The following is a 20,209-nucleotide window of genomic DNA, read 5'->3' as shown; positions in this document are numbered from 1 at the left end:
CCCATACAGCGGCATACCCGGCTGTTTATTAGATTTTTCAGCGGCACGCGGCATCCGTTGTTTGCTGCAGCCCGTCCGGAATTTCCTCTATGCAGCCGCCTCCCGCGGGCAAGTAGTAAATTGCCTTCTGCATATGGGCTACGGCCCTTTCCCGGTACATGCCGGCATTTTCCCGATAAGCGCGATCACCGGAAGAACCGGAATAAGAGGAAGCGGGGATCAGTTCCGCAGGGATTTGCTTTTCCCGCAGTGTCCCGGCCTTTGCCAGTGCATCCCGGAAGCGTCCCTCTTCATAAAGAATCAAAACGCCGTCCGCATGGATCGGAGGGACCTTTTTTTGTCTGGCCAATGCTTCCAGAAGATCATCCACCACAATGACAAAACCGATAGCAGAGGCCTCTTTTCCGAAATATTTCAGAAGATTGTCATAGCGTCCGCCTTTGGCAACCGCATCCCCCACTCCATAGGTATAAGCCTTGAAAATAACGCCGGTATAATAATGATATTTGCTTAAGAGGCCCAAATCAAAAGAAATATAACGTTCCACCCCATATTCGCACAGAACCCGGTACAGCTCCTCCAGCCGTTCCACCGCCTGAAGGGAACGCTCATTGCTTACCAGCTCCTTCGCCTTTGGCAGCGCTTCCGCCGAACCGGACAGATCGTTCACCTTCAGCAGGATTTCACAATAATCCCGGCGGACAGCCTTACGCTCCAGCAGCTCCTGGGCACCAAAAAAGTTCTTACTGGAAATGAAATCCCGCAGTTCATCCTCCGTTTCCTCATCCAGCCCCGCCTGGGAACAAATTCCTTTAAAATATTCCACCTGCCCGATGCTCACCTGGAAATCTTCAAGTCCGGAAGCCTTCAGTGCTTCCACCATCATGGCGATCATTTCCCCGTCCGCTTCCACGGAAGGCTCCTGAATCAGTTCAGCCCCCAGCTGGGTAACCTCCTTCAGCTTGCCCTGGAGGTTGGAGGTATTGGTAAAGGTATTGCCCAAATAGGAAAAACGGATGGGAAGTGTTTCATCCCTAAAATATTTGGCGGCACACCTTGCCATGGACGGAGTGAAATCAGGCCGGAGGACAAGAGTATTGCCCTCTTTATCGAAAAACTTATACAGCTCTCTGGAAGGTGTGGTGCCGATTTCCCGGCTGAATACGTCAAAAAATTCAAAAGTAGGAGTCTGGATATCCTGATAACCAAAAAAACGCAGAGATTGATGCAGTTTTTCTTCCACCATAAGCTTTCTTAAATATTCCTCGCCATAAATGTCGCGGACACCTTCCGGGGTATGTACTAATGGTTTACTCATTGCCGCTTCTCTCCTTTTATTCTTTACTATATTTCATCTGTCTATTTTACTTTACCAGTTTAACGTGATAATCAATTACCATATTAGCAAAGCAAACTATCAATACTATACTAAACCTGTCTCAGGCTGTCAAGTATTTCCGCCCACTTTTCATCGGATAAAACAGTCCCTGTCATATCCCTGCCGTTGAGCTGCCACTCTGCCAGGAAATCCCCTTCATAACGCAGCTTAAGGGAGAAAAAGGGCACCTTCTCATCCAGGAGCCGGAAAAAAAGCAAATCACCGGTCCATAGGTTTAACCCGGGAATATCCGATTTAAGAACCCATTCCAGACAGCCTTCATTACAATCGATTAATTCCCCTTCAAAACCGTCTGCGGTAAACAGGCACATATATTCCGTTCCCCATTTATCGGAAACAAAGGTGACTAATCCGCGGAATTGCCAGGAGGTAAGGCGCAGGCCGGTTTCCTCCATGGCCTCACGGAGAAGGCAGTCCTCCGGGCTTTCCCCTTCCTCGGCATGACCGCCGATCCCCACCCATTTATCTTCATTGAGATCATTTTTCTTTTTCACGCGGTGGAGCATCAGGTATTTGCCGTCTTGTTCGATATAGCAAAGTGTTGTTACCGGAATTCTCATATTATTCTTCCCTTTCTTCCAAATCTTTCTGCAGCATATCTAGGTAAGGGACCAATACCCCCTGCTTTTTGGGAAGGAAATATTCCGGATTCAGTTCCTCGCGCCGGAAGCTTTTCCTCCCCCCTTCCTTCGCCCGATCCCAAAAATAAAGCAGATGGACATAGGGAAGGTAATAAAATTCATTTCGATGGGAAAAAAAGATAAGGAAAAAAGCGATTCCCCCCTGCTTTTCAAAGCTGTGCATAAACGTCACCTGATGCTCATGGATATTGGCAAGGGCAAAGGTGTCGGCCGCACATTCTTTGGCATCAAAGCAGACGGGCAGGCCCTGGACCACGCCGATATAGTCAACCGTACTTTTCTGGTCAAAATAGGCCAGTGTAATATGCCGCTCATCCTTATCTATTTTAATGGGAGTAATCGGGGTGGGGATTTTTTGTATAAGCGCCAGCCCGTTTTCCTGATATTTTTCGTTGGTGCGGTTTATCAAATCCTCCAGAGTGGACCCTCTCAGTCCTCTTGAATTCCAAGTTGCCATGTTTCCCTCCGCATTTCCTTAGTATCCTGTTTTTTCAGCCGCAAAAAGGCTTCCGGCTCCGGTGCGGTAAACGATCTGCCGCTCAGTCCGGCAAAACAGCCGTCCATTTCCGGAAATTCTATCCGGTACGCATGCAGCATCTGGGAACGGATCCCCTGTTTGCGGAAGCGGCCGTTTATCTGTTTATCCCCATATTTGCCGTCCCCGATCAGCGGATGTCCCAGCGCTGCCATATGTGCGCGTATCTGATGGGATTTCCCGGTAAACAGCTCCACCTCCAGATAGGTATAACCTTTGTAACAGGCCAGCGGGTGACAGCCGGTTATGATATGGAAAGCCTTGCTGCTGTCGGCAGGTGCTGCGGGAAGAATCTTCACCTGATTGTTTTTTTCGTCCTTGCTCAGCCATGCATCCGTAATCCCGTCCAGCTCCACCCTTCCCGCAGCAAAGAGCCTGTAATATTTATGGACGGTCCTTTCCCGCAGAAGCTCGCTCATTTTCTGGCTTCCCGCCAGGGTTTTTCCGCAGATTACCAGCCCGCTGGTATTACGGTCCAGACGGTTGCAGACGGAAGGACGGAAGGTACGCAGGCCTTCCTGCGTTATCTGTCCCTGCCGGAGCAGATAGTCAATCAGCCATTCGTTCAGCGAATAATCCTCCGGAACTGCCTTTTGGGTTAACAGCCCGGCCGGTTTATCCAGCAGCAGAATATGCTCATTCTCATAAATAACCGGCACTTGCGGAAACGTTTTTGTCCCTTTTTTTTCAGAGGTTCCGGTAAAAGCCCCCGTTTTGCGTTCCTGCCCGCCAGCAGGTATCGGGCCGCGGAATTTATCCAGCGTTTCATCGGAAAGGAAAAAACATACCCGGTCCCCGTTCTCCAGCTTTTCGCTGCCGTCCGCCTTTGCTCCGTTCAGGGTAATATTTTTTTTGCGGAGCATTTTATAAAGGAAGCCGCTGCCGGCTTCCTTTAAATATTTCCGGAGAAACTTGTCCAGCCGCTGTCCGGCTTCATTGGTTCCTATCGTTAACTCTTTCATGCGGCCTCCTTAAATGGATATGGCCTTAACCAGAGACAGGACAGCCTCCGCCTGGGTGTCCTCACAGGACAGATCCCGGAGCTGATCCAGCCGGTTCAGGTACTTGGGGAGATCCTGGAAAATTTTTATGTTCACATCCTTGATATTATTCTGGGAACACATGCTATGCAGATGCTTTTCACAGGCGGCCGTTTTCCATTTCGGGTTAACAGCGATACCCATCAGATTATTTCCCTTAAACACAAGATGAGGAATTTCAAATGTCGCTTCATAGCTGGTGAGGACACTGTCATAAAGGCAGGGCAGCCCTCCGGTATGAGGCTCTATTTTCCGGTGAAGCTCCTCACTGCAGCCCTTTGCCCTGAAAAACATAATCATATTCACCGCACATTTGCTTGCGGGAAGGCAGCCTAATACGGCCACAATGGTGAGAAGGTTTTTATTGGTTCCGGTAGTCCAGTAACCACCGAGATAGATGGCAAGGGAAAGAAGAAAAAGGGATACTGTTTTGATGATTTCTATCTTCCTCTGACTTTTGATATAGCCGTACTGACCTTTTTTTATTCGATGCATGACAGGCAATTCCTCCGTTATTTTCTAATTCCCGTGGGTTTTTTTACCCTTGTAACAGTTTAACACATTATGTAAGAGAAATCCAGAAGTGCCTGTTCCAGATCTTTTTCCCCTGATAGTCGGATATGGTATCCCGGTCAAATACACCACCGCATTTCAGGATGGTTTTTAAAGAGGCTGTATTGTCGCCATCACAGTCCAGCATAACGCGTTCCAGGCCAAGGGAACGGGCGATTGCAAGTACTTTGGACAGCATCCAGGAGGCATAACCATTTCCCCTCTCACAGGGGCGTACACTGTAGCCGATATGTCCTCCCAGTTCCTCCAGGGCCGGATTCAGACGATGCCGTAGTTCAATGTTACCTACCACATAACCGGGGCCTTCCTGTTGCGTATTCCCTTTTTCCAGCGCGAGAAAAGTAGTTACCGGAACGCCGATATAGGAATTGTTATCATAAGTACAGTCCCGCAGCTGTTCCAGCCAGCCGGCGATATCCTCATAATGATGGAGTCCCCTGCTGCCGTTTATCGTATCGCCTTTTTCCAGGAACTCCCGGCGGTAATCCATAATCTCACTCTCCCAGCGGCGGTAATCCGGCGTATCCGGCAATATGCTTAATAACGGCTGCAGCAGTATAAGTTCCTTTTCCATATTACCCTTCCCTTTCCTGGCTATATCTTTCATATCCGATTAATGTCATATGCAACGTACGCTCTTCTGCGGACAGCGTATTGCGAAATCCCAGCTTTTCATAAAAATGACAGTTCCTTTTTTCTTCCTTGATCGTGATGAGCCTCCAGCAAAGCACATCCGGATACATGTCAAACAGCTGCTTCATAACACAGGTGGCAATGCCCTTATTCTGTTCTTTCGGCAGAATAAAGAGGGGGGATATCAGGTTCGCGTCTCTTTTATGTACCAGTCTCACCCCACCCGCCATCCGGCCTTCATAAGAGATCAGCCAGTAATCGGTTTCTTCCTGGGCGAGCTGGCAGACCACCTTATCTACCGGATCCAGGGCCGGGTTGCTATCCGTATCCCGGTAGATTTCGTAAAGCGGCATAAACGCCTCCTTTTTCAGCTGATGAATCAGCTGTGCATCATTTTTCTGTGCCAGTATTAATTGAACCGGCTTTTGTTTTGCAGCTACCATAATTCTCCTCCTTCCGGGATAAACAATGAATGGCACACGGGAAGCAAGAAAAGTCTGCTCCGCACGTACTTTCCAGAAAATAAAAACCGCACCCGACATGGATATGTCTGATGCGGAAAAAAAGCAAAGGAAGTATGGATAAACAGATATCAGCTCCTTACATTTCTGCACAGACATATAAGACCTACCGGCTTGTATGCGGTGCATGAAAGGGGCTTTCATAAAAGAAAGGATTCCTTCATACGGCTACAAGCGAATACGTCTTCCGTAAAAATAGCTATGCACATATGCACGGATATTACATCCGCCGGTCTGTAAGCAGCAACTCATGTTTTCCCTCTTGTCAGTTCCGGATGCGTCCGGAAAACTTTTTCTCATACTACCACGTTAACGTATGCCTGTCAAGAAAATCCACTATTTCGGGAGCAGATAAAAAAGATTGGCACCACTATTTCATTTTCTGCGCAATTTCCAGCAGCAGGCTGTGCGGAAGCGTTTTGGAAAGAAGATGGAAGCCTTTCATCAGGGGGCTGTATACGGACATGGCCCGGTTCCTGGCTGAGGCGGTCAGTGCCGCGCGCACCACATCCTCCGGTTCCACACAGCTGAACTTTTTGACGGCCAGCGTGGCAGCATACTTTTCCGCCCGGTCAAAGAACTCGGTTCTGACAGGCCCGGGACAGACTGCGGTCACATAAATGCCCTTCTCCCGGAGTTCTTCCCGCAGGGCCCGGGACAGGCTGAGTACATAAGACTTCGTTGCGGCGTAGACGGCAAACCCCGGCTGCGGAAGGAAAGCAGCACTGCTGGCCATCATGATCAGACGGCTGTTTTTCTTCATGTAGGGAATGCAGGCACAGGTCATATCCGTCAGTGCCCGGCAGTTCACATCCACCATTCCCAGCCGCTCCTGCCGTTCCATCTCAGTAAACCTGCCCATAATCCCATAGCCGGAGCTGTTGATCAGCATCCGGATCACTGGCCGTTCTTCTTTCAGCAGCTTCCGGAACTTTTCCATATCCTCTTCACAGGTAAGATCCGCAGGAATCACTTTTGCCATATGATCCAATTGGGCTGCCAGCTCCTCCAGGCGGTCCTTCCTTCTGGCAACCAGCCAGAATTCATCCACGGTATAAAGCCCCGCGTCCAGCTGCAGGGCAAATTCCTTCCCCATACCGGAGGATGCTCCGGTAATAATAACAATATTCATATACTTCTCCTCTCCTATTTTTCCAAAAGGTATCCGCGCAGGGATACATGGGTATATTGTTTGGTTACAAGATCATAATCAAAGGAAAGATACTCCAGGCACAGTTTCATATCTGCGTTAATACGAATTTCCCGGTTCGCCCGGAAATACGCACCGCTTTCGTCCTCATTTTTTTCTTTATCCAGGAAGCCGTCCAGATACTCTTTCAGATTAAACGTTATGCTTTTACCGTCTCCGTAGGAAAAAGGATATTCCGTCAATAAAGCCGTATCGGTTCCGCTTCTGCAGGAATCCTGGACCGGATAGCAATACCGGTAACCGGATATATCCAGAACCGTAAAATATTCCGTATGATAAACGTCATAGGTTTCATGATAATCGGGATAGTCTTCCCCTTTTACAGCCTGCAGCTTTTCCTCTTCTTCTGCTGTAAGTCCCGCCAGATAGGAACTTCCGGGCATATCCTCCTTAAGGTACCAGTAGGCTCCCGCCGCTTTGTCGCGTTCCCGTTGTGATAGCAGGGTAGGATCCTCCGCTTTCATGACCTTCTTGATGGCTCCCTTCTGATCCAGGAAAGAGATGCGGTACATATTGACGCCCGGCATACAGCAGGCAGTAAAAACGAAGCCGGCAGCTACGAGAAAAAGCCAGCCCACAGCCTGCCTTCGGAAATAATAGAGAGTGATGTAAAGTATTTCAAAAACCAGCAGCATGACACAGATATACCGCATGGGTGTGATCCCGTTTTCATAAATGCGGATGCCGATGGAATATGCCTGCAGCAGAATAAGGGGGGAAAACAGATAAGGCAGTATCCGGCTGATTTTCAAAAGGGGATTGCGCTGCGTATAAAAGGAATTCATCGTCCATATGGGAAGGCCTGCCAAAAACAATCCCGACAGGATACGGAATACCGCATTGGAGGGCATATCCCGGAACAATAGTATTTTCAGGATATACACATAGATAATGACAAATGCGCTGGCTACCAGTCCCGTCAGCACATATTTTATCAAAGCTTCCGTAAAACGGCCGTCTTCCCCTTTCCCGGGCAGTATCCCACGCAGAAGGGAGGATACATAGAAAATACCAAACAGAAGCACTTGGGCCTGGATATATATTTCAAAGTCCGCTTCAAAGAGTTCCACAAAAATTCCGAGAACCATACTGACGCCCACAATAAGGACAAAATACATGATACTGATCCGGACAGCCCAGGCAAAAAAACGGACAAAATACGCTTCCAGGGAAAAACGGGTCTTACGGAAACAGAAATAAAACGCCAGAATAAACAGCACGAGTTCGTAGCAGGCAATATACCGTGGAAGGACAGACTGTACACTATCATAATCCCATCCGAAAACCATGGTGCCGTACTTCAGCGAAAGCAGCCATGTAAAAAGGACTGCCGGAAGGATAAACACGATATACAGGGAAAAACGCAGCCACGGCTTTCCGTTTTTTTGGTACAGGGCTTCTGCAAAAAAGCTTCCCGTACCATAAAAAATCAGGAAATACATAAGCTTTTCCCCAACATCCATGACAACGGAATCGGAACAACTGACCAATATCGTGCACAACAGTGTAAACAGCCAAATGCTTCCCTGCGTAACCGGAAAATAAAGAAACGTATTTTTCATTCCTTTCCCAATAAAGGCAAGTTTATCCTTCAGCAGCTTCATGTACTTAGCGCTCCCTGTAACAGCTGTTTTTTCTTCCATAAGCACCTCCTATCCGCAACCCTTTCCCACACAAAAACCTTCCGCCAACATACACCTATTGTAGCATGCCGGCGGAAGGTTTCAACTGTTAATTTCAGAATTTATCCCGGATTTATGAGGGATGCAGCTTCTGACAGTGCTCACAGTAATAAATGGTACCTCCCAGATAATTCCCCTTACGAAGCTCATAACCGCAGCGGGGACAGGGGGACCAGAGCGTATTTTTACTTAAAATGGTGACATAACCGCCCTTTCTGCCGAACAGATCCTTTTCCGTATCCCTTCCGCCCTTGTCCGCCATTTCCCGCAGAACCGATTTCACCGCATCATACATGCACCGGTATTCTTCTTCCCTGAGATCTCCCATTTTACATTTGGGGTGTATCCCGCAGGTAAACAGAATATCCTGCAAAGTTCCGTTCCCCAGTCCCGGAATCCTCTGTTTGGTAGCCAGGAAGGCCTTTACGGACAGCTTATCGTCCTCTTCGCTCTTCAGTGATAAAAAGTAGGGATAATCAAAGGCTTCCGATAAGGGGGAAGGTTTTTCACAGGCCGCCAGATAATAAGGATTGTCGTTGGTTCCCTCCCGGTAGGCCCAGATCCCCCCATACATCTGGACGGTGCAGGTTATTGCCGTCTTATCATCAAATTCCACGTACAGCTGATGCTTGGCGGGAGCCTTTTTACAATCCTCATGATATTTTGGGGAAACGCCGTCCCCAAGCAGGATACGGCTGTCCTGCACCTCTATTTCCAGCATTCCGCCCACTCCACGGCATATCCCTATCTGTTTTCCGGCCAAAAGCTCATCGTAACCGTCCGGATTATCCGAATACCAGGTAAAGGAATGCGGGGAATGTCCTGCCTGGACAAAAGAAATGATTTTTCCCTGTATTGTCTCATTTAATTGTTCTGCCAGTACATAGCTTTCCGGTATTTCAAGCATAGGTTTGTCCTCCCTTTTTCTGTCGTCACGGGTCTGTTCCGCAAATGCACGGATCTGTCTGAACGGTTACTTTTACATGATAGCATTTAAAAGCTGACAACAGTATGTCATATTTGTTCTGCAGCTTCCCGGAGGATACAATGTATCTTTTCTCTCAGCCACGCTGGTTCAAGGACCCTGATATACGGACAGTAGGACAAAATCACTCCGTATACCCAGTCATCAATACTGTAAGCTGTCCTTATGAGAAAATTCCCGTTTTCCCCGCAGGAAATTTCTTCTTCCCCAAAGCTGTCATAAATCCGGTATGCCTGAGAGCCGTCCACTTCCAGAACCACAGGGGTCAATCCTGCGGCAGCGGACGTTTTATCCTCTTCGTTACCGGCTGCGGCGGCATCCTCTTCCCCGCAGGGGAAACTGCGGGCTGTAAAAGTCTCGTCCAGGATTTGAGGACGTTTGATACGAAGTACCTTGAAGGTACGCATCGCCTGCCGGTTCCTGCACCAAGCGCGCAGATACCAGTTATGGCTTTTAAACCACAGCTGGACAGGCTCCGCGGTGCGGCGCTCCATTTTCCCGTCACTGCCATAATAATCAAAGGCAATGACATGGCACTGCAGGATGGCATGCTTTAACAGGGAGAACAAGGCTTCCTGTTCTCCGCTCCAATCGGAAAAATCAATGGACACCCAACTGCTGCCCGGAGTCTGGAAAAAATCCCCAAGCTTACGCAAAAGCTCAGGGCTGTCGGAAGGATCGGCCTCTCTAAGCCCCTCCAGCGCAGCGAGGATTTGTGACTTTTCTTCATTATTGAGGAACATCTTATCGATAACGCAGTGATCCATCAGGGATATGCCTCCGCTTCTTCCCTGGCTGGCATAAACCGGGACACCTGCCATACTGAGCATATCCACATCTCTGTAAATGGTACGCACCGATACCTCATATCGTTCCGCCAGCTCCTTTGCCGGTATTTTATCACGCTGCATCAGCTGGTAGCAGATCCCAAACAGTCGGTTAACCATGTTTTCCCTCTATATAACTGTTCCGTATCTTCACAGTTACTTCTCTATTTCTTCTTGTGTACGTTGCGGATTGTCTTTTTTTTCGTTGGTTTCGCTTCCGCTTTCCCCTTTGTCCTGCCGGTACCCTTCCCTGCTCCGACAGCGGCGCCGACCCGGTTATATGGCACACTTTTGGGACGGATCAGGCATTTTTTATCAAATCCGATCAAATCCGTTCTTCCCGCCCTGGTCAGGGCCTCGTATACCAAATCGTAATTCCTGGGATTCCGGTATTGGATCAGCGCCCGCTGCATGGCCTTTTCGTGAGGGTTTTTGCAGATATATACCGGCCGGCCGTCTCTCGGATCGATTTCCGTATAATACATCACCGTGGATATGGTGGAGGGGGTAGGGTAAAAATCCTGCACCTGTTCCGGCATATACCCCAAATCCCGGAGATATTCCGCCAGTTCCACCGCTTCTTTGAGTGTGGAACCCGGATGAGAGGACATCAGGTAAGGGACGAGGAACTGGTTTTTCCCCAGTTCTTCATTCAACTTTTTATATTTTTTACGGAATTTCTCATACACGGCGTTTTCCGGTTTGCCCATACGGGTCAGGACCGCATCGGAAATATGCTCCGGGGCAACCTTCAGCTGCCCGCTGATATGGTAGTTTACCAGCTCCCGGAAAAAGGTGTCGTCCTTATCCGCCAGCAGATAATCAAAGCGTATGCCGGAACGGATAAAGACCTTTTTCACACCGGGAAGGGCACGCAGGCTTCGCAGCAGCTCCAGGTAATCCTGATGATCCGCTTTCAGGTTAGGACAGGGCTTCGGGAAAAGGCACTGCCGCATCTTGCATACGCCTTGGGTCAGCTGCTTATCACAGGAAGGCGCCCTGAAATTGGCTGTGGGTCCTCCCACATCATGAATATAGCCTTTGAATTCCGGATCCTTACGGATCAGCTCCGCTTCCTCCAGAATGGATTCATGGCTCCGTACCTGTACGGTACGTCCCTGGTGAAAAGTCAATGCACAGAAGTTACAGCCGCCGAAGCATCCCCGGTTGCTGATCAGGGAAAACTTGATTTCACTGATTGCAGGGACGCCGCCTTTTTCCTCGTAGGAGGGATGGTAGGTCCTCCTATACGGAAGGGCGTAAACGTCATCCATCTCTTCCATGGTAAGAGGTGCCTGGGGCGGGTTCTGCACCACATACTGCCCTCCCGGATACCCTTCCGCAAGGGCTTTTCCGTTAAAGGGATCGGTATTGGAATACTGCACCATAAAGCTTTCCGCATATTTTTTCTTATCTGCCTTCATCTCTTCGTAGGAAGGCAGAATATGATAATCATAAAGGCCGGATATATCTTTCGTTTTATAAACCGTCCCGGGGATAAAGGTGAGATCCTTTACTGCGATTCCGCTGTTTAAGGCATCTGCTATCTCCACAATGGATTTTTCCCCCATGCCGTAGGAAATCAAGTCGGCCTGGCTGTCCAGAAGAATAGAACGTTTGAAGGAATCGCTCCAATAGTCATAATGGGCCAGACGCCGCAGGCTGGCCTCAATCCCCCCGATAATAACCGGGACTGTACGGTATACCCGGCGGATCAGGTTACAGTAAACCACGGTGGCGTGATCCGGGCGTTTCCCCGCTTCTCCTCCCGGTGTATAGGCATCTGAGGGACGGCGTTTCCGGGATACGAAATAGTGATTAACCATGGAATCCATATTTCCGGCGGAAACCAGGAAACCCAGCCTGGGGCAGCCAAACACACGGATGCTGTCCTCCTCCTTCCAATCCGGCTGTGACAGAATGCATACGCTGTAGCCGTGTGCCTCCAGAATACGGGTAATGATGGCATGTCCGAAGGATGGATGATCCACATAGGCGTCTCCTGTCACATACACAAAATCCGGCTGGGTAATCCCCCGGGCTTCCATCTCTTCTCTTGTTACCGGTAAAAATCCGTTGGCTGTCATTTCTATTGTAATCCTCCTGTCTGCATATCCTGCAGGATTTCTGAATAATCCCTGATATAGTAATCAGCAAGTGCTTTTTTCTCTTCCTTTTGGTTCAGGGAATACGCGTCTTCCACGGCACATACCTTCATCCCCGCCGCCTTTCCGGCCTGAATGCCGGGAACGATATCCTCAAAGACGAGACAGGACTTCGGAGCTGCCTGCAGTCGGTCCGCCACCGCAAGATAAATATCCGGGGCCGGTTTCCCCCGCCCCACATCGCAGCTGGTCATAATACAACCAAAATCCTGTTCCAGCCCATGAACCCGGGCTACGCTGGTCACCAGCTCCCGGGAATTGCTCGTTGCGATCCCCATTTTTATCCCGTGCCGCCGGCACCAGGCGAGATATTCCCGCGCGCCGTCCTTAAGAGGCACCTGGTTCCTGTATTTATCCCAGGCCATCCGGTTCCAGGTCTCTTTGATCTGTTCCAGGGAATCCGGAAGTCCGAAGCGTTCCTTAAAATACACCGCCGTTTCCGAAAAACTCATTCCTTCAATTTCACGCTGCAGCTCCCGGGGCGGTTCCAGGCCGAACTGCCCCAGATATTCGATATCTATATCCTTCCAAATCCACATGGAGTCCACAAGGGAACCGTCCAGATCAAAGATTACCGCTTCCATTCCATCCATCATCATAGCCTGCTTTCCCCCTCCTTCAGCAGCTTCTCCAGTTCCTCCTCCGTGAGGGGGCGGAAGGCTCCCCTGGGCAGCGTTTCATCCAGCTGCAAAGCACCCATGCTGAGACGCTTTAAATATACCACATTCCTTCCCACCGCCTGCATCATCCGTTTTACCTGATGGAATTTTCCTTCCGTAATCGTAAGAAGCCAGGCCGATTCCGCCTCCGCACAGCAAAAACCGCCCTTCTCCGCCTCCGTCAGCACGGCGGGACGGGTTTTCCCATGCTTTTCCCCGATATCCACCCCCTGCCTTAAGCATTCCTGCTGGCCTGCTGACAGGCTGCCGTCAATCTCCACATAATAGGTCTTAGGGACGTGCATGGATGGGGACAGCAGCCGGTGGGACAGTTCGCCGTCGTCCGTTATAACAAGCAGTCCTTCCGTATCCTTGTCCAGCCGCCCTACCGGAAACAGTTCCCTGTCAAGCAGCGGATTTCCGGGTTCCTTCATCAAATCCAGTACCGTTTTATCATGGCTGTCCCTGGTGGCGCTGACATAGCCGGCGGGCTTATGCAGCATGAAATAGGCATATTTCTGATAAGACACCCTCTTTCCGTTTACACAGACTGTATCGGCCTTTTCATTTATCTTTTGTTCCGGGCTTTTCACCGTCGTACCATTCACCGTCACAAGCCCTTTTCTGATAAATACCTTTACCTGGCTCCTTGTCCCGGTTTTCATTTCACATAAAAATTTATCCAAACGAAGCATTCTGTTTTCCTTCCAACGTTCCCGGACAGACAGTATTCTGACGAAAAATCCATTCCGCAGTCATTCCGCGCCTCCGAAGAACATAGCATTTACTAATGAGAAGCAAGCGTATTCATGTCAAGTATACATGATCCCCCGAATTCTTACAAGGTTACCAGTTATAACAGTTGCCAAAGGAGGCTGCCTGATGCACGATTATAAGCCAAATCCGTACTCTTCGAGAAAGAAAGAAGCACGAATAAAATACCTGAAAAAAGTACTTTTCCTCTGCCTGTTTGCCTTCCTTACCACAGCGATGCTTCTGGAAAATGAAAAAGCGCTGGTCCTTTCCCTGACAGGCCTGAACCTGTGGTTTCAGAAAATGATTCCAACGCTTCTCCCTTTTATGATACTCTCCGGTATCCTTATCCGTATGAATCTGTCCGACAGCTTTGCCCGCTTATTTTCACCGCTGTTAAAACCCTTATTCCGCCTGTCCGATTCCTGCATTTATGTGCTGGTTATCGGCTTCCTGTGCGGATTTCCCATGGGTGCACGCGTAACGGCGGAAAGCTATCAGCGAGGCAAAATCTCCCGCAGGGAGGCCGAACTGCTGCTGGCCTTCTGCAACAACATCGGTCCGATTTATTTTACAGGCTTTGTTTTCCTCTTGTTTCCGGTAGACCATCCATGGGCTTTCCTGGCAGGCATGTATTTGCTGCCTCTGCTCTATGGCCTATTCCTCCGGTATACCTCCTACCGGGATATTCCGAAGCCGTCCCTGGCAGGGAACCGGCTGAAAGAAACCATACAGGCCTCCGGCAGGCTGAACAGCCTTCACGCGGCCCAGACGCCTTCGCCGGCAGTAATTCCTCCTTCACCGGGACGGAAAAAACGGCCGGGTGATCCTTCCCTGTTTGAAGAAATGCAGGATTCCATTGTATCCTCCCTGTGCGCAATCGCATCCCTGGGCGGATATATGATTCTTTTTAATCTGCTGAATCTGATTCCTGAAATCCTGCTTCCTTCAAAAATGACCGCCGTACAGGATATCATCGGCTGTTTACTGGAAATCACCAGCGGCCTGTCGCGTCTGCCTCATTCCATGGCCTTTTGGGGATATGTCATTCTTCCTTTTGGCGGTCTTTCCTGTATCGCACAGACCTACAGCATGATACGGGAAACCGATCTTTCCCTGCGCTGTTATGTGGGCCATAAGGCCGTGCAAACCGCTCTGGCATTCGTATATTATACGTTTCTCTACGCCTTTTAGATAGAATCTATCTGGCGGCAAATACGCCGGGAACGGCGAAATTGCTGTCCGTATGGTAATCATAGCCGTTATAGGCCCGGCACATGATGACCGGCTGGCTCCCTCCGGGCACCGTAATGGAAAACTGTATCGTATTTCCTCCTGTCCACGGAGTCAGTACCGACCAGGTCGCACCGCCGTCAATACTATAACTGTAGTACAGCATACCGGACTGGGGATCCGAAGCGCTCAGGGAAATATCCACTTTCCCGGTATTCAGATCGGCACTGGTAACTGTCATGGCCACATTTTCCGGAGGCGTGGAATCCGGTACGGAAATGCCGCCTGCCGGCGCAGCAACCAATTCATACGGATAATTGCTGAAGTCCAGTCCGAGAGCGGGGGATTTCAGCCGAAAATACTTGGCAACCGCCATGGCGTCACTGACTCCGAAAGCGGCCAGTTTCTGGGGAGAATTGGCCTGGGGGCTGTCTATGGGATGATCCATATAGCAATGCTCAATAATAACACAGGGTACATCCAGGGCACGGGAAGCCCTGATAACGCCATAATAATCCGTACCGCGGCTGTTCAGCCTTGTTTTAATCCCTTTATTGAAAAGACCGTACTGTGTCATTTCCGCCAGCTGCAGTTTACCAAAGGTCTGTCCTGCAGAATAGTATTTACCGAAAGCCGAGGTCCAGACCTCTGTTCCGTACAGATTATGTTCTGCGGACATATTAAAATGGAGGGAAAACAGAAAATCCGCACCATACGACCTGGCTATCTGCGCCCTTTGCTCCAGGGACAGTTCCTGATCCGTCGTACGTGTCAGATATACCTCCACACCTTCAAACTGTTCCAGTGTCTGCTTCATAGCCTGAGCCACCTGAAGCGTCAGGTTTTTTTCCACATAATGGGGAAGCACCTCTCCTCCCCTGTTTTCTTCACCGCCATGTCCGGGATCGATAACCACGACTACCGGTTCCTTCGCATCCGCCTGTACTCCGGGCAGCAGCGCCAGCATACACACCGCCAGGAAACATGTTATTATTGCCGTCTTTTTCTTCACTTTCCATACCTGCCTTTATCTTCTTTCGTATAGCTATACTCCCGCAGGAATATCAGCTTTTTTATCATACCATAAAAAATGCGCATCTTCCAGATGGAAAACAATGGATGTCCCGCTCCCGGACAGCAAAAAACGCCTTCCAAAAGAAGGCGTCCATTTAACTTGCTTCCCGCAGGAACAAAAGGAATCATGAGGACTACAGGATATCCAGATTCAGATCACTTCCATCCCCTCCGGAAACATCCATCCCTCCAAGGTTAGGAAGAGAGGAGGTGTCGTCCTCCTCGTCCGGACGAAGCTCCATCCGGTTGGACTGCACAACCCCTAAACAATTATTCAGATCGTTGATAAGCTGCCCATAATGCTCGCCGGCAATATCGATACCATGACCGATGATGCTTTCCAGATTAGCAAGGATATCATCCGTATATTGGATAGCGGATGCCTTGACACTGTTCGCCTCCACCGTGGCGCTGTCCAGAATCTCCTGCGCCTGCTGGGTGGCAAGAGAAACCACTTCATTTGCCTGGGCATAAGCCTGCTGCATGATTTCATGCTCGTTAATCAGTTCACTGGTATGTACGGTAGCCTCGTTGATCAGGGCTTCCGCTTTTTCCCGGGCGTCATTCAGAATAGCTTCCTTATTATTAATAATTTTCTGATAGCGTTTGATTTCATCGGGGGTTTTCATCCGAAGTTCCCGAAGCAGCTCTTCCAGCTCTTCCTTATTCACAATGATTTTGCTGTTGGAAAGGGGCTGGTATTTACAGCTGTCGATATATTCTTCAATTTCGTCAATTAGTTGTTCGATTCTGCTGCTCATCCTTTTCTCCTTCACAAGCAATACGCCGGTACAAAGACTTATTGCTTATACTCATGTCCATATTTTTCATATACAAGCCTTGCCACAAACTCCGGTACACACTGAGAAATATCTCCATGAAATTCCGCAATCTCCTTTACACTGGAGGAACTTAAATAGGCATATTCCAGACTGGTCGTAAGGAATATCGTGTCCAGCCCGCCATTGGAAAGCTTGCGGTTTGTCTGGGCTATCTGCAATTCATATTCGAAATCCGTAATGGCACGCAGCCCCCGGATAACGACATGCACGTCCTTTTCCCTGGCATAATTGATCAATAATCCCGAAAAAGAGTCCACCTTGACATTGGGCATCTCTTTTGTGGCTTCTTCTAGTATTCTAACACGTTCTTCCACAGAAAACAACGGAGTCTTCTGGGTATTGTTCAACACACTGACTGTTAATTCGTCAAAGATCGACGCCGCCCGACGGATGACATCGAGGTGTCCGAAGGTAACCGGATCGAAACTACCGGGATAAATCGCTGCTTTCATAATCTTACTCCGCCTTCTGTCTTTTTATAAAAACATGCTTATTCGTCTTGTATTTTTTTTCTCTTACCACTTCAAAACCATATTCTGCCGTAAAGGAAAAATCCTTATGCAGCTCTGCTTCAATAATAATAAGCGTATCCTCCGTCACATAGGAAGCGTGTCCCAGGGCGGAAAGGACAGGCTCCTCCAGTCCGGCCTGATAAGGGGGATCCATAAAAATCACATCCACCTCTTTCTCATGAATACTTCCCAACGCGGATACCACATCCTGTTTCAGAAGGACTGACCGGTCCGTAAATTTGGTAAAGTTCAGATTATCCTGGATACACTTTGCCGCTTTCGCCGCATTTTCCACAAAATAGGCCCTTTTCGCGCCGCGGCTGACAGCTTCTATACCAATGGAACCGCTGCCGCTGCATAAATCCACAAAGATACTGCCGGGTATGTCCCCCTGCAGAATATTAAACAACGTCTCTTTTATCCGGTCAGTGGTAGGCCTGGTATCCTGCCCCTCCGGGGATTTTAACGGAAGGCTTCGCGCCTCGCCTGCAATCACTCTCATATTATCTCCTGACTGTATCTGATTTTCCGGTACCGCCACGGACTGCCGAAGCCATACGGATTCTGTTGCGCATAAGGATGACCCGCACAGCGGGACATCCGTTGTTTCACATTATAATTGCTTGTGAAAAAAAAGGCAATGCCATATCAAAGATTTTATAATCTAATCCAGGGAATCAGGCCCGTACTTTTATTCCTTTCCCGTCTCTTTTTGCCGCCTTGATCTGGTTCAGAACAAGCTCCCTGCTCTTATAGGGGACAGATGCTTCATCGGAAAGACGGGTGTAATAAACCGCTTCTATGGTATCGCCCTCACTCAGGCGCATTCCGCGTACGCCGATCGCTCCTTTTTTCTTTTCCGGGATCTCATCCACGGAAAAACGCAGGAAATAACCGGCTTTGGATTGCAGGATTATATTTTTCTGCTCCTTCATAACCACGACGCTTACCACAGAATCGCCTTCCTGCAGCTTCGTGGCGGCCACCGTACGTTTGGCCACATCAAATTCTCCGCCGTCCACGATCTTCACCATACCCATCCGTGTAGCAAAGATCACCCGGTACAAATTCAGTTCGGACTGCGCAGAGACCAGAAGAAGCTCCTCCTGTGAGGAATTGAAATTGCTCACATTATCCACCGGAATCCCTTTGTCACGGAACTTTCCGAAAGGCAGGTCCTGTACCTTCACGGTATAAAGCTGGCCCATGTTAGTAAACATACAGATTCTTCCCGTATTTTTGCATGGGAATACAAATTTATTTTCCGAATCCGCCGCTTCTTTATTCCTTTCATAAGCGGAAAGATCGATGGTTTTCGCATACCCGAAACGGTCCATGAGGAAAATCACATCCATTTCTTCGAGCCGTTTTTCTTCATAGACAGCCTCTTTGCAGTTATCAATCACAGTCCTGCGTTTGCGGCCGAATTTTTTCTTGATGGCGTCCAGTTCGTTCATGATAACCTGGGCCATGGAATCCTTTCTGGCAAGGATATCTTCATACCGGTAAATATTTGCCACCGTCTCTTCATGTTCTTTTATAAGCGCTTCCAGCTCCAGTCCGATCAGCTTGTACAGACGCATTTCCAGAATCGCATTCGCCTGGTTTTCCGAAAATTTAAGCTGCTGGGCCATGATTCCGGATTCCCTGGATTTAAACCGGATCCCTTCCGTCTTTCCTTCCACCAGACAGGCCTTTGCCATAGCCCGGTCCTTGGATCCGCGGAGGATTTCTATGATTAAATCAATGACATTGCAGGCTTTGATCAGGCCTTCCTGGATTTCCCTCTTTGCGCTTTCCTTGGCAAGCAGGTTCTCATATTTCCGGGTTGTGGTTTCATACTGGAAATCCACGCTGGCTTTTATGATTTCTTTAAGCCCCATTGTTTCCGGCCTGCCGTTTGAAATAGCAAGCATATTCACTCCGAAGGTATCTTCCAGCCTGGTTTTCTTGTAGAGCATATTGATAAAGTTATCCACATCCGCATCCTTGCGAAGTTCAATGACAATACGGATGCCCTCCTTGGAAGACTGATTGGAAATATCGCTGATATCCTGGGTCTTTTTCGTTTCTGCAAGAGCTGCCACATCGGAAAGGAATTTGCCGATATAGGATCCGATCATCGTATACGGGATCTGGGAAATGACTATATTTATTTTACCGCCCTTCCCCTTTTCCACATCCACCTTGCCCCGGATTTTGATTTTCCCGGCTCCCGTTTCATAAATGGACAGCAGATCGTCCTTGTTGGTAACGATTCCGCCGGTAGGAAAATCCGGCCCCTGGATATAACGCATCAGTTCCCTGGCAGTTATGTTTTCATTATTCATATAGGCCTTGGTGGCATCTATAACCTCAATCAGGTTGTGGGGCGGCGTGCTTGTAGCCATACCTACCGCAATCCCCTCCGAACCGTTTACCAGCAGGTTGGGAAATTTGACAGGAAGGACGCTTGGTTCCTTCTCCGTTTCATCAAAGTTGGGTATAAAATCCACCACATCCTTGTCCAGATCCGCAAGAAACGCTTCCTGCGTCACCTGCTCCAGACGGGCTTCCGTATAACGCATGGCAGCGGCGCCGTCCCCTTCGATATTGCCGAAGTTGCCGTGCCCGTCAATCATGGGAAGGCCCTTTTTGAAATCCTGGGACATTACCACCAGTGCATCGTAGATGGAACTGTCTCCGTGGGGATGGTATTTACCCATGGTATCTCCCACAATACGGGCGCTCTTTCGGTAAGGCCTGTCATAACGGATGCCCAGCTCATGCATATCATACAGGGTTCTGCGCTGTACCGGCTTCAGCCCGTCCCTGACATCGGGAAGGGCACGGGCTACGATAACGCTCATGGCATAATCGATAAAGGATTTCTGCATGACCTCAGAATACTCTGTTTTTATAATCTTCTCTTCCAATTTCTATTGC

Annotated in this window: 20 protein-coding genes; 1 reads left to right on the top strand and 19 read right to left on the bottom strand. The window is 49.1% G+C overall.

Annotated elements, in window-relative coordinates; translation table 11 throughout:
- Positions 1-37 precede the first annotated feature (37 nt).
- The 14 genes from hisZ to DXA36_RS03070 form a co-directional block, all read right to left on the bottom strand.
- Entirely contained in the window at positions 38-1,318 is a 1,281-nt protein-coding gene (gene hisZ / locus DXA36_RS03135; protein ID WP_118676141.1) for an ATP phosphoribosyltransferase regulatory subunit, read from the bottom strand.
- Positions 1,319-1,428: 110 nt separating this feature from the next.
- Positions 1,429-1,959, bottom strand: a complete 531-nt coding sequence (locus DXA36_RS03130; protein WP_118676139.1) for an NUDIX hydrolase — start codon at positions 1,957-1,959, stop codon at positions 1,429-1,431.
- A 1-nt stretch (position 1,960) separates the two neighbouring features.
- Positions 1,961-2,497 carry a Holliday junction resolvase RecU gene (locus DXA36_RS03125; RefSeq protein WP_118676137.1) on the bottom strand — a complete coding sequence of 179 codons (537 nt, stop codon included), beginning with the start codon at positions 2,495-2,497 and terminating at the stop codon, positions 1,961-1,963.
- Complete coding sequence (locus DXA36_RS03120; protein ID WP_118676135.1) at positions 2,470-3,537, bottom strand: RluA family pseudouridine synthase; 1,068 nt, start codon at positions 3,535-3,537, stop codon at positions 2,470-2,472. Before DXA36_RS03120 ends, DXA36_RS03125 begins: the two co-directional genes overlap by 28 nt.
- 9 nt (positions 3,538-3,546) lie before the next feature.
- Positions 3,547-4,110, bottom strand: coding sequence for a hypothetical protein (locus tag DXA36_RS03115; protein WP_118676133.1), 564 nt, complete (start codon positions 4,108-4,110; stop codon positions 3,547-3,549).
- A 67-nt stretch (positions 4,111-4,177) separates the two neighbouring features.
- Positions 4,178-4,762, bottom strand: coding sequence for a GNAT family N-acetyltransferase (locus DXA36_RS03110; protein WP_182478901.1), 585 nt, complete (start codon positions 4,760-4,762; stop codon positions 4,178-4,180).
- A gap of 1 nt (position 4,763) precedes the next feature.
- Complete coding sequence (locus DXA36_RS03105; RefSeq protein ID WP_182478900.1) at positions 4,764-5,264, bottom strand: GNAT family N-acetyltransferase; 501 nt, start codon at positions 5,262-5,264, stop codon at positions 4,764-4,766.
- A gap of 448 nt (positions 5,265-5,712) precedes the next feature.
- A complete protein-coding gene (locus tag DXA36_RS03100; protein ID WP_118676127.1) occupies positions 5,713-6,474 on the bottom strand; it encodes an SDR family NAD(P)-dependent oxidoreductase in 762 nt (253 codons plus the stop codon).
- Between the two features lie 14 nt (positions 6,475-6,488).
- Positions 6,489-8,195 (bottom strand): DUF4153 domain-containing protein, encoded by a 1,707-nt coding sequence (locus DXA36_RS03095; RefSeq protein ID WP_118676125.1) that lies wholly within the window; start codon positions 8,193-8,195, stop codon positions 6,489-6,491.
- 112 nt (positions 8,196-8,307) lie between these two features.
- Positions 8,308-9,141, bottom strand: coding sequence for an endonuclease VIII (locus DXA36_RS03090; RefSeq protein WP_118676123.1), 834 nt, complete (start codon positions 9,139-9,141; stop codon positions 8,308-8,310).
- Between the two features lie 107 nt (positions 9,142-9,248).
- On the bottom strand, positions 9,249-10,166 hold the full coding sequence (locus tag DXA36_RS03085; protein WP_118676121.1) for a helix-turn-helix transcriptional regulator: 918 nt from the start codon (positions 10,164-10,166) through the stop codon (positions 9,249-9,251).
- A gap of 44 nt (positions 10,167-10,210) precedes the next feature.
- On the bottom strand, positions 10,211-12,133 hold the full coding sequence (locus tag DXA36_RS03080) for a YgiQ family radical SAM protein (RefSeq protein ID WP_118676119.1): 1,923 nt from the start codon (positions 12,131-12,133) through the stop codon (positions 10,211-10,213).
- Positions 12,134-12,135: 2 nt separating this feature from the next.
- On the bottom strand, positions 12,136-12,810 hold the full coding sequence (locus tag DXA36_RS03075) for an HAD family hydrolase (RefSeq protein WP_330424967.1): 675 nt from the start codon (positions 12,808-12,810) through the stop codon (positions 12,136-12,138).
- On the bottom strand, positions 12,807-13,565 hold the full coding sequence (locus DXA36_RS03070) for a pseudouridine synthase (RefSeq protein ID WP_118676117.1): 759 nt from the start codon (positions 13,563-13,565) through the stop codon (positions 12,807-12,809). Before DXA36_RS03070 ends, DXA36_RS03075 begins: the two co-directional genes overlap by 4 nt.
- Before the next feature lie 187 nt (positions 13,566-13,752).
- Here DXA36_RS03070 and DXA36_RS03065 point away from each other — a divergent pair, with 187 nt between their 5' ends.
- The gene (locus DXA36_RS03065; protein ID WP_182478899.1) at positions 13,753-14,817 is read left to right on the top strand and encodes a nucleoside recognition domain-containing protein; all 1,065 of its coding nucleotides are present in this window, start codon (positions 13,753-13,755) and stop codon (positions 14,815-14,817) included.
- A gap of 7 nt (positions 14,818-14,824) precedes the next feature.
- Here DXA36_RS03065 and DXA36_RS03060 read toward each other — a convergent pair whose 3' ends face one another.
- The 5 genes from DXA36_RS03060 to DXA36_RS03035 form a co-directional block, all read right to left on the bottom strand.
- Positions 14,825-15,868, bottom strand: a complete 1,044-nt coding sequence (locus DXA36_RS03060; protein WP_118676113.1) for an N-acetylmuramoyl-L-alanine amidase family protein — start codon at positions 15,866-15,868, stop codon at positions 14,825-14,827.
- A gap of 196 nt (positions 15,869-16,064) precedes the next feature.
- Positions 16,065-16,691, bottom strand: coding sequence for a vacuolar family H+-ATPase subunit H (locus DXA36_RS03050; protein WP_118676109.1), 627 nt, complete (start codon positions 16,689-16,691; stop codon positions 16,065-16,067).
- 38 nt (positions 16,692-16,729) lie between these two features.
- Positions 16,730-17,224: a pantetheine-phosphate adenylyltransferase gene (gene coaD, locus DXA36_RS03045; RefSeq protein ID WP_118676107.1), complete on the bottom strand. Its 495-nt coding sequence runs from the start codon at positions 17,222-17,224 to the stop codon at positions 16,730-16,732.
- Between the two features lie 4 nt (positions 17,225-17,228).
- The gene (rsmD, locus tag DXA36_RS03040; RefSeq protein WP_118676105.1) at positions 17,229-17,786 is read right to left on the bottom strand and encodes a 16S rRNA (guanine(966)-N(2))-methyltransferase RsmD; all 558 of its coding nucleotides are present in this window, start codon (positions 17,784-17,786) and stop codon (positions 17,229-17,231) included.
- A gap of 175 nt (positions 17,787-17,961) precedes the next feature.
- On the bottom strand, positions 17,962-20,160 hold the full coding sequence (locus DXA36_RS03035; protein ID WP_118676432.1) for a DNA gyrase/topoisomerase IV subunit A: 2,199 nt from the start codon (positions 20,158-20,160) through the stop codon (positions 17,962-17,964).
- Positions 20,161-20,209: the final 49 nt, after the last annotated feature.

This window comes from Eisenbergiella sp. OF01-20, from assembly GCF_003478085.1.
In the GTDB taxonomy this organism is placed as follows: domain Bacteria; phylum Bacillota; class Clostridia; order Lachnospirales; family Lachnospiraceae; genus Eisenbergiella.
The sequence above is the reverse complement of the archived record's forward strand: the minus strand, read 5'-3'. Positions and strand labels throughout refer to the sequence as shown.